Origin of the sequence: Sphingobium scionense (assembly GCF_014197035.1) — a bacterium.
GTDB lineage: Bacteria > Pseudomonadota > Alphaproteobacteria > Sphingomonadales > Sphingomonadaceae > Sphingobium > Sphingobium scionense.
Genome location: NZ_JACIEU010000028.1, coordinates 46,632 through 58,852 on the forward strand (window position 1 = coordinate 46,632; position 12,221 = coordinate 58,852).

The following is a 12,221-nucleotide window of genomic DNA, read 5'->3' on the forward strand; positions in this document are numbered from 1 at the left end:
GACACTGATGACAAGGATCGAAAACGGCCCTACCCCGCTCTATGCCTTGAGCAAGGAAGAGATGTCCCGGCTGACCCAGGGTATCGCGCTCGATTTGCTCGCGCGCCCGCTGTCTATTGAACTTGATCCCCAGGACGGCGCGCATGTCCGATTTCATTCGGTTGCGGAGGCCGAGCGCGTCCGATCCTATATCGCGTGAGAGACCGTTGGGCGGGAACGATACGCTCGACGCGACATATCCTATGGGACATGCGGGATATCCGATTTTGATAGCGAGGGCCTCCCCGTCCTAATGACAGGCAGTGATCTCGGCCCTATTCTTCCCACCATGTCCGCTGCTCCCGGTATCGGGCACCGGACACTCGCGCCGGGTTTGCCCTCCCCCTGTTAGTTGGCGATGCCGCCGGGAAATCAGAGCGCCCGGTTTTTCCGGAGAGTGCCAGCGGGTATGTATGGGAACTTGCCATGACTTTGGGGCGCAGGCGACGTATTGAGGTCAGAGTATCGATAGAGAATCTGGTGTGAAGGCAGTCCACGACACCATTGATGGTCCGTTTGCGATAGAGGAAGATATCGCGCTCTATGGCACCATCACCGGCGGCGCCACGCTTTGCAGCGGGAGGCGCTTCATTCTGCATGGCACGATCGCGGGCGATCTGAAGGTGGAAAGAGGCGCACGGGCTATCCTGCATGGTACAGTGGCTGGGCGCATCTATAATGATGGCGGACGCGTCGAATTGTTCGGCATCGCTGATGCAGTCGCGAACAGTTCCGGGGACGCGATAACGATCATCGATCCGGACGCCCTTGTCATGGGGCGCCGGTGAGCGGCTTCGCTATCGAAACGCTCCGCGCTCCCCGACGGATTATCGCTCTGGTCCTGTCGGTCGCTGCCCTGCCCGCGACAAGCGCCTATGCGATGATGCCATCTTGTCAGGCTCCGGTCGGCGAAACTGTTCCCCTGAGCGCGGCATCCCTTTCCGTTGAGGACGTGGGCGGGCGCTATGACACGAGCACGGGATGGCCGCCCCCCGGTGAGCAGCGTGTGGGCGCGCTGCGCTACGCTTGGGGCCTGATGCTGCAAAGTGACGACGCCCGCTTTGCTCGTGTCGATCAGGTCCAGAGCGGCGTGCGTTTGTCGACAAGCGGTTGCTGGCTCGGCGGCGATTTCGTCTGGGGTAAGGATGGCATCGTCACCGGTATCGACAAACCGCGTATTGTCGCTGATCCCTACCGGCCCGGCTATGTGCGACCACAACCCGATCGTCGCGGTATTCCTGTCATTGCCGGTTATCGCTATGTCGCAGCAAGCGAGAGCTTCAGCGCCCTCTACCCCTGGATTGGGCTGTGGGCGGTCGATGGCGACGCGCATCGCACCGGCATCATCGCTTTCAACGATCACGCCCATCTGGTCCTGGCGACGCTTCCCTATCGCCTGGCGACCATCACGACCTTGCCTTCGCCCGACAGCCCATGGACCAGCATCACTGTCACTGGCGCAAGCCTACACGAGCCAACACCATTCCTCCAGTTGATGTGGCGCACGGATATACAGGAGACAAACCCATGACTGACGCTTCCCGGCTCTCGTGGCAGCTCCTGATGGTTGGGCCAGGGATCGACCGCATCACGCCTGATATTCAGGACAAGCTCGCATCGCTCCTCGATCTGCTTCCGGCCACCGCAACGATCAACGTGCAGACCGATGCCGGCTATGTCACCGTGTCGCGCGACTGGCCCAGTCATCGGATGGAAACCGTCGACAGCCTGGTAGACGCGATCGCCGCAGCGCCGGGCATCATTGATATTGCCGTGCCGGAGAGCCGGTGATTCCACGCCCCGCTAATCCGCCCGCCTTCCATATCATCACCGGAGGGCCAGGCTCCGGGAAGACTACGCTGATCGACGCTCTGGCGCTTGAAGGCTTTCATTATATGCCCGAAGCGGGCCGCGCTATCATTCGCGATCAGGTCGCGATCGGAGGCACCGCCCTGCCCTGGTCGGACCGCGCCGCTTTTGCGGAGTTGATGCTGGCCTGGGAATTGCTCTCCTGGCATGAAGCGCATGCTCGTGCAGGCCCGGTAATCTTCGATCGCGGCGTTCCCGATGTGTCGGGCTATCTGCGCGTATCCGGCCTTCCCGTCCCGGCCCATTTGAGCGAGGCGGCAAGGCTGTTCCGCTACCAGCCTCGCGTGTTCATCGCACCGCCCTGGCGCGCGATCTTCATGGCCGACGCGGAGAGAAGGCAGGATTTTGCCGAAGCAGAAGCCACCTATGAGGCCATGGTGGCGGTCTATACCGAACTGGGATACGAACTGATGATGCTTCCCTTTGCTCCAGTCACCGAACGGGCATGCTTTGTGCGCTCCGCGATAGCAGGTGACCTTGACTGACCCCGCCTCCCGCCCCTGGCAGCTTCTCATCGTAGGTCCAGGTATCCGCTTCATCACGCCCGAAGTTGGTAACCAGCTGGTACGCGTGTTCGATCTGTCACCGCAGACGCGGCTCATTGAAATTGAAACCGATGAGGGCGATGTCAGCGTCTCGCGAGTCTGGCCAAGCGAGCACCTGGAAAGGGTCGCAGCGATCGAAGCGGATATCGACGCCATACCCGGTATTCGCCGCATGACGGTGTTTCAGTCAGGCTGACGAAGGCGTCGCTGCACGCTTTGGTCGCATCCCCTCCAATATATTCCAGATATAGGAGTGATATGATTTGGCCATGGGTCCCGGCTGGGAGTAATCTCCGCCATGGTCGCGAGGGCCGTGGAACGCCTTATGCAGTGTAGCGCGACCCAGGCCCCGCCGCGTCTTGGAAGCATGGCGGGGCTTGTCACAGGTGGGGGCGACATGACACAAAGATTCCCGGCAACTATATGCGCCCTCGCCTTGGCAGTCAGCGGCTCCTGTGTCGCGCGGGCCGTACCCGAAACTCCGGAATCACTACTTGGCCCTGCTTGGGCGACGCTGACGATCAAACCGTCATGGCAGGATGAAACTCGGATCGAGTTCGGTACGATCCGGCTCAATCCCGAGACGCGCCAACTCGATTACTGGATGCGGCGCGCGCGGCCGCACCGTGCAGCAAGCCGACAGCATAACCTGTCCGGCGATGCGCAGGTTGATCGGCGAGATGAAGCGGATCGAACCACTCCAGCCCGATCCACCGGGATTTTCCGACAAGGATATTCTCATAGATATTCTCATAACGATGGATGGCACCCTTTTCACGCTGGAGGGGCCCGGCAATTTCAGCGATAGCCATTCGGGCCGGTTCATGATGGAAGCCAATGTCGGCACGCCTCTTGCGCAATGGGCACGGCGCATCGAAGACGCGCTGACCACATGCTGGAAATGATCAAGGGACAGGCAGAGAGATGACGGTCGTTTTCCGGCGAAGCTGGGGATGGCTGGTCCTCGCCACCCTCACAGTTTCGACCATTGGCGACGAAATCACGTTGCTGACGCTCATGTTCCGGACGGCCGATACGGCCTGGCCCTTTGGTGTGCCGGCGCTGCTGATCGCGGAACTGCTCCCGGGTCTCATCACCGCGCCCTGGGCAGGGCGCTTGATCGACCGCCGCGACGCAGCGCATATTCTGATCGCGACGTCTGGGCTGCAGGCCGTAGCGATCGCGCTCATCGCTCATATTCCCTCCCTGACGCTCGTTGGCGCCGCCGTGCTGAGCCTGTTATTCACTGTCAGCAGCGCCGCGACTTTCACGCTGATCCCCGTGTTGGCGAGCGCGCTGGGCATGACGCTGGCACGTGCCAACGGCTTCCTTGAAATGGTTCGCAGCCTTGGCATGCTTGCCGGCCCCATCGCCGGTGGCGTGCTGGTCGGTTGGGTGGGATCGACCAACGCCTTGCTGATCGACGCGGCCAGCTTCATGTTGCTGCTTCTCATTGTGGCGCTCAGCGGGTTGCGCCGCAGGCCGCAGCGGCATGAGGAAGGAGAACGTGCCTTGCTCGCCGACTATCGGCCCCTGCTTGGCAATCGGCGCATCATGATGGCAACGGCTGCGCTCAGTCTGGAAGTTTTCGCGACTGCAGTCGCCGATGTCGCGTTCGTATTTCTGGTGACCATGACGCTGGCAAGAGGGCCAACGGTTTTCGGCATACTGACGGCACTATGGGCCGGTGGAATGCTCGTCGGCGCAGCGCTTTCCGAACGGGTCATTGGCCAACGGCTTGGCCTGGCGGCCTTCGGTACAGCCACGGTGATGGGGGGAACCATGCTGCTCATCGGCCTTGTGCCCGGTGGGCTGGCGATCGTTGCTTTGGCTTTCATCGTCGGCGGCGCGGCAAACAGCGTTCACAATGTCGCAGTGCGGACACTGCTGCAATCCGAAGTTCCGTCTGTCGATCACGGCAAGGTCGCTGCGATCTATGGCGTGGTTACACGAACGGCCGCGATCAGTGGCTATGTGGCTGGAGGTTTTTTCGTTCCGCACGACGCACCCACGGCCTATCTGTTGGGCGGCCTGCTCGGTGTTGGTGCCGGTATCATCGGGTGGCGGATATTCAACGGTCGATGGCTGGAAAGGGCAAGATCGTGACGCGATATGTGGCGCAGTCAGGTGATGTGATCTTGAAGGGCGTCGCAAGCGTCGTCCTGCTTCTTGGCGCGGAGCTCGCGCTGGCGTCAGCGCCTGGCGATATAGTGCCGCAGGGGAACGCGCTGCCGCCCGCAACCTGGCAGGAAAGAAACCATCCCGATATGCCAACCCTGCCGCAGTGCGATCTGGACGGCGCGCGGGCTGTGTACAAAATGGCCGAGCTTCCGGAAACTGTGTCCTCCGAGATCGCTAGGGTCTTCGCCTCTGGTGGAATCTCTGAAGCAGACGGCCCCTTCAACAGTACGGATTTTGTTGATGGTCCGGTGCCACGGCGACGCTTCCTTCGCGGCTATCGTTCGGGAGATTACTGGATCATATGGTTCGAAGTCGGCGGAAACGCGGGCGGTCCGCGAACTATCGCTCTACGTCGTTTCATCCGCGCCCCTGCGTCCTCGCCGGCATTCCAGGCCAGGCCTGGAACGATCTTCGCCGGGGACCTGTGCGCCGCCTCGAAGGCGATCCTGGCCGGGGTCGTTTCTGCCAACGGCGGCTGATATTCCTTTGGCGTGACGCTTATCCCTCGCGCGAGACTTTCTCTCGGCGCTCATGCTTTTCCTGGGCTTCGAGCGTCATCGACGCGATGGGCCGGGCCTCGAGGCGGCGTAGCGAGATGGGTTCGCCGGTCACTTCGCAATATCCATATTCGCCTTCCTCGATCCTCCTGAGCGCAGCGTCGATCTTCGCGATGACCTTGCGCTGGCGATCGCGCGTTCGCAGTTCGATCGACCAATCGGTTTCGTTCGAGGCGCGGTCATTGAGATCCGGTTCGCCGAGCGACTCCATCTGCAGCACGTTAAGCGTCGATTCTGCCTCGTCCAGGATCTGTCTTTTCCAAGCCAGCAAGCGCTGCCGGAAATATTCCAGCTGCCGCGGATTCATGAACTCCTCGTCGGTCGAGGGACGATAGTCCGGAGGCAACTGCAAGCCGGCGCTGGTCATGACAATATCTTCGCCCGCTTATCGGCCTCGTTGATAGCCGTGCGCCGCTCCGTCTCCTGTGCGGCCTGCGCCATTTCTTCCCATCGCTCGGCGCAGCGGACATGCTGCTCACGGCGTTGCGGAAGGCTCTCCTGTTCAGCCGCGATGCGTTCCGCCGCGGCGCGTTCATTGTAGAAATTGGGCGTACTCAACTGTTGAACTCCGGATCCATAAGGCCATGCCTGGTTTGGGGAATGCCATGTCCCTTACCGTTAAATATCTGAATTTCGCCTGAGTAGTGCCTTGACCACACAACGCAGCGACCGGCATGCGATGGCGGTGCGACGATCGCCTGGCCATGCGTGATCGAGGGAATTGATATCGACTTTACTTTGGTGCGACAATGGTCGGGAACGATGCCCCGACCATTTCCGACGCAATGGCGGACACGGAGTATTCCATCAGGACTGAGGGAACCGTATCGCCCCTGCGCTTGATGCAACGCGCTATCCAACCGACTATGCATGATATTTGCAACTCAGCGCGGTCTTCAAATCGCAATTGCGCTCAGTGCCAGTGCTTTGGGAAAAAGCAGCAGACATGCAGCCTGGCCCGCCGCATCGCCGATGAGCTGGTAGGGACCAGCTTCGTCCATAGTATCGTCAAGGAACCAGTTCGCGATAAGGCCGGCAGCCCAGCCCAGCGAGGGCAGAAGCATGACACGCATGACAGGCGCTACCGCGGTAAGCAGCGCCGGCGTGTCGAAGAAGCCGACAGGTGCGCCCAGCATCCAGGATATGATATGTACCGCGAGAGCCACGGCAGCGAAAATCATCTGCGCCGTCAGTACATACTGGACGAAAAGCATCGAATTTTCGTGATAAGCGTAGCGAGCTTGCGCGAACATGGCGGCCTCCCGATCTTTGATCATCATATCGTGGCTGCTGCGCTCTTCCAAGCCACGCAGCAGGGAGGCCGCGTCGAACTGGATTGAAAATACCATCAAAGGACAGAGTTGACGTAGCAGCACGGTCGCAAAGATTGTCGGACTGCTTCGCGGAGATGTTACAGAACTGATATGATCATCGGAGTGGCGGAAGGTTTAGGATATGTGCGTGATCGAGAAAGCGAACTATGGCCATGTTCCAGATCCAGCTTGAAACGAAGCGCCCAAAGGTCGACGTTTTGATCGCAAGCCTGGAAGCTTGGCACATTATCTCTACGCGAACGCGCAACTGCCTCGGGCGGCTGGATAGGGCGGATGATCCGGCATCGACTGTTACCGGCACCCCAATCGAGAAAATGCGCCTGAGCCATTTATCGCGATGCGAGCAAGCGGATATATTTCGTCTGCCCAACCTTGACCGGGTTTGCTATTGCGAGATTGCGGCGGTGATGGACCGCTATGGATGGCATTTCCATGATCGCTGGACTGGCAAGCCGCAATCGCCGGCGCTGGAGCTCCTGGGACCGTCGCTGGCTCGCTATTTGGAGAGGATTTCGCTGGCAGCGGCAGCGCGCGGAGAAAGATTTGCACTCGGTGAGGCGATGCTCCGGCTTTATGATGAAGGCCTGAGCGGACCGGAAATTGGCAAGCGATTTGGAATCACCGGGGCTGCCGCCCACGCCGCCATTCAGAAGACGCGCCGAACCATGGATATTCGTAGCCGTTTGCCTCTCGCGGCAGCTCCGCCGTCTTTTTGAAGCGCCTCCGGCGGGGCATCGACGAGAGGGCGCTGCTATGAAGGACAAGCACTAGGCAGGATATGGAGATCGCTGCTGTTGCACCTTTCTGCGCAATCTACCAATTTCGGCATCCGGTCTCCAGCAGGGGCACAAATGGGCTCGGAAAAATCAGATCTTTTTGGCTGCTTCAACATAGCGAATGGCGTCTTGCACGGTGTTGATCCCCTCGGCATCCGCGTCAGCGATCTCGATGCCGAACTCGTCTTCAAAGGCCATCACTAATTCCACGACATCCAGACTGTCTCCACCCAGATCTTCGAGAAAGCTGGCCTCTGGCGTCACCTGATCGGGATAAACCCCCATATGCTCGATGACGATCTTGATTACGCGGTCAGATACTTCGCTCATATGCCCTCCAAATGTGATCCCGATGTAGTTGCGCGCCTTTTGCCCTCCCCTATTCGTTCCCAGCCACGATCATGTGATCAGCGCTTGCGCACAAATTCCGCGCGCAACACTAGTCCCCTGATGCCATCATATCGACAATCGATCTCTTGCGGGTCGCCAGTCAGGCGGATCGATTTGATCACGGTCCCGCGCTTGAGGGTCTGGTTAGCGCCCCTCACGGTCAAATCCTTGGTGAGCGTAACGCTGTCTCCATCCGTCAGCAAATTGCCGACGGCATCGCGCACCTCGACCTCACCGGTCTCAGCGTTCGGGTGCGCTAGATCGGCAGCGCTCATCCATTCGCCGCTCGCCTCATCATAGACGTAGTCGTCACTGTCGTGGATCATTTGCTCGCTTCCTTATCTATCCTGGTCGCGGATGGGGCGATTTCCCGCAGACGCACACCGCGTCCCCTACCCTGACTGGGCGCATCTTCGCCGATCAGTTCAACGCCGCCCCGCTCCAAAGCGGAAATGACCCGGACGAGAGTGTCGACGACACCTCGAACCTGTCCATCGGACGCTTCCATCCGCTGGATTGTCGGCAGTGACACGCCTGCCAGCCGGGCCAATTCCTTCTGATCGATCCCGAGCAGGGCACGCGCTGCCCTCATCTGCTGTGACGTAATCATATGCCCTTATGATGTACAAAACATCATAGTTCAACCTTACCGACGCAATTTGGATGTGCTAAGAATTGTTTTTTTGATGTGCGAGGTGGCCTTGGCAACGAGTAGCGATTCCGATGGCGGGCCCCTTCCAAGGGGATCGGCCATGGACTTGGCAACAGATAGCGAACCCGTTCACCGCATGCTCAAGCGGCTCCCGCAATGGCTTCGCGCCGATTTGGCCTCCTCGGACCCTTCGCAGCGAGAGCGGGCAGAAGATGCGTTGTTCGCCATGATAACGGCCTGCCTCTTACCGGCAGACCGGCTCAACAATGGATAGATCTCATGAAATTGCGACGGCATTTCAGCGGATATCTCGAGCTTCAAAATATGAAGTTGCAGGATTTCGTTCGTCGGGGATTGGCCAATCGCTCATTGTCCCTTGAGGATGCGACACGCCTGGCTCGCGTGGAAGCTTTGAACGTAAAGGAAATGGCGCGATGGGATAGGGATCTTCGGACCGCCGGCAATGATGCGTCGCCGTCACCGGACGGCAATAGATGAACCGGTATGATCGAAAGATATGGGGGCTGGCAGCATGCTTCGCAGCACTAGCGGGATATGTTGACGCGCTCGGTTTTCTCTATCTCGGCGGCTTCTTTGTATCATTCATGAGCGGCAATTCTACGCGGCTTGCCGTCGGATTGAGCACTCACTTTTCGGATGCGACCACTGCCGCTGGATTAATAGCCTCGTTCGTGGTCGGCGTGATGCTGGGATCGCTATGTGGCCGGATCGTACAACGCTCAAGACATAGTGCGCTTATGTATCTCATCGCTGCCATGCTCGTGATCGCAGCGTTGCTTGCAATCATGGGCGCGAACTGGGCAGCGGCAGCGGCGATGGCCATGGCAATGGGCGCGGAAAATGCACTGTTCGAGCGGGATGGCGAAGTGTAGATCGGGCTCACCTATATGACGGGGACACTGGTCAAATTCGGGCAGCGGCTGCTTTCCGCCCTCATGGGCGGAGACCGCTTTGGATGGTTGCCCTATCTGATGCTCTGGCTTGGCCTGGTGACAGGTGCGGTCCTCGGTGCCGCGAGCTATCAGCTTGTTGGACACTACGCGATTTTGGCCGCTGCCGTTGCCGCGCTACTGCTGGCCTTCCGGCTTCATCATCGCCGTGTCGCGCTTGCGGCGTCGATGACGGGAGTCGGAAAATGACCGATGCGCCAGCATCTGCTACCGATGTCGATCTTGAATTGCTGCATGACCTGCTCTTCGGCTTGCGCCTCGAATGTGCAGATTCAGGTTCGAGGGTTCCAGATCGATACAAAACGGCTCAGGACGTCCCGGTCATGCTCGACGCCCCGTTCGGTCCCGCTGGACCTATGGTGCTTCGCTTTGGTGATGTGCTTTCTCTGCTGTTCGGCTGGTCAACCATTCAGAGCGCTATGAGGCTAAGCAAGCCTGATCATCTCCTATTCGACTATACTCGCATGATGATGGGTTTCAGGCTGTTTTCATCCGATCCAACACGGATCGAAATGATTGGGCTGGGTGGCGGGTCGCTCGCCAAAGCCTGCTATCGCGACCTACCAAATACCGACATAACGGTGATCGAGATCGATCCGCAGGTGATCAGCTTACGGGAGCAATTTCATATACCGCCAGACGATCATCGTTTCCGCGTAATATGCACCGATGGCGTCGACTATGTGGCCACGGCACCGGAACGCCCGGACGTTCTGCTTATCGACGGCTTCGATAACAAAGGCCTTCCAGCGGCTCTGAGCGAACAAGCCTTTTATGATAGCTGCCGTGCTCGCCTCGGTTCGCACGGTCTGCTGGTTGCCAACATGTGCGATAACGCCAGAGCATTTCCCACGCTGGTTCGCCGCATCGCCGCGAGCTTTGATGGACGGGCAATCGCAATCCCCGCCGAACAGCGGGGCAATCGTGTCGTGTTTGCCTGTGCCGACCCCGCCTTTCCTCCCACCTTTGATGCAGTCCGGCACGCCGCGCAGGATCTGCCATTGCGGGACCCAATTGATTACTCGATAAAGTTGCGACGGATCATGCCAGCTCTGCGCCGTTGGCAGGCTCTTCACGTATCTCCGGCGAACAGCCTCTGATGGCCTCGGAATTTGGTCACACTGTCAGTTAATGTTAGTTTCGCCCGCGAAGGAGACCGATATGACCCGTGTCGCTCTATATGCTCGCTATTCCGACGACAAGCAGAGCCCTGCGTCCATCGAAGATCAGTTCCTGATCTGCCGCGAACAGGCCAAGCGGGAGGGTTGGCGCATTGTCTCGAGTTATAAGGATGCCGCGATCTCCGGCGCGAGCGTCATACTGCGTCCCGGCATTCAGGCGCTGCTTCAGGATGCACAGATGGGCCGCTTCGATGTGCTGCTGGCCGAAGCGCTGGACCGTGTCTCACGCGACCAAGCCGACGTGGCGACGCTGTACAAGAACCTTCAGTTCGCAGGCGTAAAGATCGTGACGCTGGCCGAGGGCGAAGTTTCAGAACTACATGTCGGTCTCAAGGGCACGATGAACGCCCTTTTCCTCAAGGATCTTGCAAAGAAGACCCATCGGGGTCTTCGCGGTCGCGTGGAAAAGGGCAAGTCCGGCGGTGGCCTCTGTTATGGCTATGATATCGTGCGCCGCTTCTCCAGTGAGGGCGAGGCGGTTCATGGGGAGCGCACGATCAATGACGCTGAAGCGGAAGTCGTGCGTCAGGTGTTCCGGCAGTTCGCGAGTGGGCTCAGCCCGCATGCAGTTGCCTGCCGCCTCAATGAAGCGGGGATTGCCGCACCGACCGGGAAGCTTTGGACATCGACCACGATCCGGGGGCACTCAAAGCGCGGCACGGGTTTGATCAATAATGAGCTCTATATCGGTAAGCTGGTCTGGAACCGCCTTCGCTATCTAAAGAATCCTCAGACCGGCAAGCGTGTCTCGCGCATCAATCCGCAGGCCGAGTGGATCGTTACCGAAGTGCCTCATCTGCGGATCCTGGATGACGAACTCTGGCAGGCCGCAAAAGCGCGACAGGAAGATATCGCGATCCAGTATGCCGGCGTCATCGAAGCGACGCGCTCGGCCCACAACGCAATGAACCGGACTCATCGCCCGAGGAGCCTGCTGTCCGGCCTCGTTTATTGCGGATGCTGCGGCGGGTCTTATACCCTTCGCGGGCAGGGGCGGTTTGCCTGTTCGAACCATATCGACACAAGAAGCTGTTCCAACGGGCATAGCATTGCACGCGAGAAGTTGGAGGCGCGTGTTCTCGATGGTCTACGTGACCGCTTGATGAGTGCCGAGGTCGCTGCCGAAGCCATTCGCACCTGCGTCGAGGAAACCAATCGTTTCAATCGCCAGCGTCGCGCCACAGACATCGCAGATCGGGCCGAGCTCGACAAGGTCCTGAAGGCCATCAAAGGGCTGGTGACACTCGCTACGGAAGGCAAGGGGACGCGCTCGCTCGTCGATCAACTGCTTGAATTGGAGGCGCAGGAAGATGCCATCCGTGCCCGGCTCGCCGCAGCGCCCGCTGATGTACCGGACATCCACCCGAATATCTCGGAGATTTACCGCCGCAAGGTTGTTCGGTTTGCGGAAGCGCTGGCGCATCCGGAGGAGCGTCAGGAAGCGGCCGACGCGCTGCGCGCTCTCATCGAGCGCATCGTTCTGACGCCGGGCGACAAGCGTGGAGAGGTCAACGCCATGCTTCACGGCGAGTTTGGCACGATCCTCGAATGGCTGGAACGGCGGAATTCCGCCAATGCCGACAGCGCCCCCGATGCTTTCGCATCAGGGGGGCCTGGTATGTCGGTTTCTGTGGTTGCGGGAGTAGGATTTGAACCTACGACCTTCAGGTTATGAGCCTGACGAGCTACCGGGCTGCTCCATCCCGCGACACTGGGCGATTATGTG

Annotated in this window: 18 protein-coding genes, 1 tRNA gene and 2 pseudogenes; 13 read left to right on the forward strand and 8 right to left on the reverse strand. The window is 59.5% G+C overall.

Annotated features, from left to right (window positions below; all coding sequences use genetic code 11):
* Positions 1-7: 7 nt before the first annotated feature.
* The 9 genes from GGQ90_RS23605 (at position 8) to GGQ90_RS23645 (ending at position 5,113) form a co-directional block, all read left to right on the forward strand.
* Positions 8-199, forward strand: a complete 192-nt coding sequence (locus GGQ90_RS23605) for a hypothetical protein (protein ID WP_188084166.1) — start codon at positions 8-10, stop codon at positions 197-199.
* A gap of 322 nt (positions 200-521) precedes the next feature.
* Entirely contained in the window at positions 522-827 is a 306-nt protein-coding gene (locus GGQ90_RS23610; RefSeq protein WP_188084167.1) for a hypothetical protein, read from the forward strand.
* Entirely contained in the window at positions 824-1,570 is a 747-nt protein-coding gene (locus tag GGQ90_RS23615) for a hypothetical protein (RefSeq protein ID WP_188084168.1), read from the forward strand. Before GGQ90_RS23610 ends, GGQ90_RS23615 begins: the two co-directional genes overlap by 4 nt.
* Entirely contained in the window at positions 1,567-1,830 is a 264-nt protein-coding gene (locus GGQ90_RS23620; protein WP_188084169.1) for a hypothetical protein, read from the forward strand. The genes GGQ90_RS23615 and GGQ90_RS23620 overlap by 4 nt, the downstream gene beginning before the upstream one ends.
* On the forward strand, positions 1,827-2,393 hold the full coding sequence (locus tag GGQ90_RS23625) for an AAA family ATPase (RefSeq protein WP_343054054.1): 567 nt from the start codon (positions 1,827-1,829) through the stop codon (positions 2,391-2,393). Before GGQ90_RS23620 ends, GGQ90_RS23625 begins: the two co-directional genes overlap by 4 nt.
* A complete protein-coding gene (locus GGQ90_RS23630; protein ID WP_188084170.1) occupies positions 2,386-2,649 on the forward strand; it encodes a hypothetical protein in 264 nt (87 codons plus the stop codon). Before GGQ90_RS23625 ends, GGQ90_RS23630 begins: the two co-directional genes overlap by 8 nt.
* 343 nt (positions 2,650-2,992) lie before the next feature.
* Complete coding sequence (locus GGQ90_RS23635) at positions 2,993-3,358, forward strand: hypothetical protein (RefSeq protein WP_188084171.1); 366 nt, start codon at positions 2,993-2,995, stop codon at positions 3,356-3,358.
* A gap of 19 nt (positions 3,359-3,377) precedes the next feature.
* Entirely contained in the window at positions 3,378-4,559 is a 1,182-nt protein-coding gene (locus GGQ90_RS23640; RefSeq protein WP_188084172.1) for an MFS transporter, read from the forward strand.
* Complete coding sequence (locus tag GGQ90_RS23645) at positions 4,535-5,113, forward strand: hypothetical protein (protein ID WP_188084173.1); 579 nt, start codon at positions 4,535-4,537, stop codon at positions 5,111-5,113. The genes GGQ90_RS23640 and GGQ90_RS23645 overlap by 25 nt, the downstream gene beginning before the upstream one ends.
* Before the next feature lie 19 nt (positions 5,114-5,132).
* Here the strand turns inward: GGQ90_RS23645 and dksA are convergent, their stop codons facing one another.
* The 3 genes from dksA to GGQ90_RS23660 form a co-directional block, all read right to left on the reverse strand.
* Entirely contained in the window at positions 5,133-5,558 is a 426-nt protein-coding gene (gene dksA / locus GGQ90_RS23650; RefSeq protein ID WP_188084174.1) for an RNA polymerase-binding protein DksA, read from the reverse strand.
* Entirely contained in the window at positions 5,555-5,749 is a 195-nt protein-coding gene (locus GGQ90_RS23655) for a hypothetical protein (RefSeq protein ID WP_125999426.1), read from the reverse strand. Before GGQ90_RS23655 ends, dksA begins: the two co-directional genes overlap by 4 nt.
* A 338-nt stretch (positions 5,750-6,087) precedes the next feature.
* Positions 6,088-6,540, reverse strand: coding sequence for a hypothetical protein (locus GGQ90_RS23660; protein ID WP_223178416.1), 453 nt, complete (start codon positions 6,538-6,540; stop codon positions 6,088-6,090).
* A 131-nt stretch (positions 6,541-6,671) separates the two neighbouring features.
* Between GGQ90_RS23660 and GGQ90_RS23665 the strand changes: the two genes are divergently transcribed.
* Positions 6,672-7,241, forward strand: coding sequence for a hypothetical protein (locus tag GGQ90_RS23665; RefSeq protein ID WP_188084176.1), 570 nt, complete (start codon positions 6,672-6,674; stop codon positions 7,239-7,241).
* A 150-nt stretch (positions 7,242-7,391) separates the two neighbouring features.
* Here the strand turns inward: GGQ90_RS23665 and GGQ90_RS23670 are convergent, their stop codons facing one another.
* From GGQ90_RS23670 to GGQ90_RS23680, 3 genes are all read right to left on the reverse strand, one after another.
* Entirely contained in the window at positions 7,392-7,631 is a 240-nt protein-coding gene (locus GGQ90_RS23670) for an acyl carrier protein (protein WP_188084177.1), read from the reverse strand.
* Positions 7,632-7,708: 77 nt separating this feature from the next.
* Entirely contained in the window at positions 7,709-8,017 is a 309-nt protein-coding gene (locus GGQ90_RS23675) for an alkylphosphonate utilization protein (RefSeq protein WP_188084178.1), read from the reverse strand.
* A complete protein-coding gene (locus GGQ90_RS23680; RefSeq protein ID WP_188084179.1) occupies positions 8,014-8,301 on the reverse strand; it encodes a helix-turn-helix domain-containing protein in 288 nt (95 codons plus the stop codon). The genes GGQ90_RS23675 and GGQ90_RS23680 overlap by 4 nt, the downstream gene beginning before the upstream one ends.
* A gap of 536 nt (positions 8,302-8,837) precedes the next feature.
* On the opposite strand from GGQ90_RS23680, the pseudogene GGQ90_RS23685 reads away from it, so the two are divergent.
* The 3 genes and pseudogenes from GGQ90_RS23685 to GGQ90_RS29875 all read left to right on the forward strand — a co-directional run.
* Positions 8,838-9,503: pseudogene (locus GGQ90_RS23685) on the forward strand (YoaK family protein).
* Positions 9,500-10,414, forward strand: a complete 915-nt coding sequence (locus tag GGQ90_RS23690; RefSeq protein WP_188084180.1) for a fused MFS/spermidine synthase — start codon at positions 9,500-9,502, stop codon at positions 10,412-10,414. The pseudogene GGQ90_RS23685 and the gene GGQ90_RS23690 overlap by 4 nt, the downstream one beginning before the upstream one ends.
* A gap of 61 nt (positions 10,415-10,475) precedes the next feature.
* A pseudogene (locus GGQ90_RS29875) lies at positions 10,476-11,528 on the forward strand (recombinase family protein); the annotation flags it as partial.
* Between the two features lie 54 nt (positions 11,529-11,582).
* On the opposite strand, the gene GGQ90_RS29880 reads toward GGQ90_RS29875, so the two are convergent.
* Both GGQ90_RS29880 and GGQ90_RS23700 read right to left on the reverse strand, forming a co-directional pair.
* Positions 11,583-12,020 carry a hypothetical protein gene (locus tag GGQ90_RS29880; protein ID WP_343054055.1) on the reverse strand — a complete coding sequence of 146 codons (438 nt, stop codon included), beginning with the start codon at positions 12,018-12,020 and terminating at the stop codon, positions 11,583-11,585.
* Positions 12,021-12,126: 106 nt separating this feature from the next.
* Positions 12,127-12,203: transfer RNA gene (locus tag GGQ90_RS23700), tRNA-Met, on the reverse strand.
* Between the last annotated feature and the right edge of the window lie 18 nt (positions 12,204-12,221).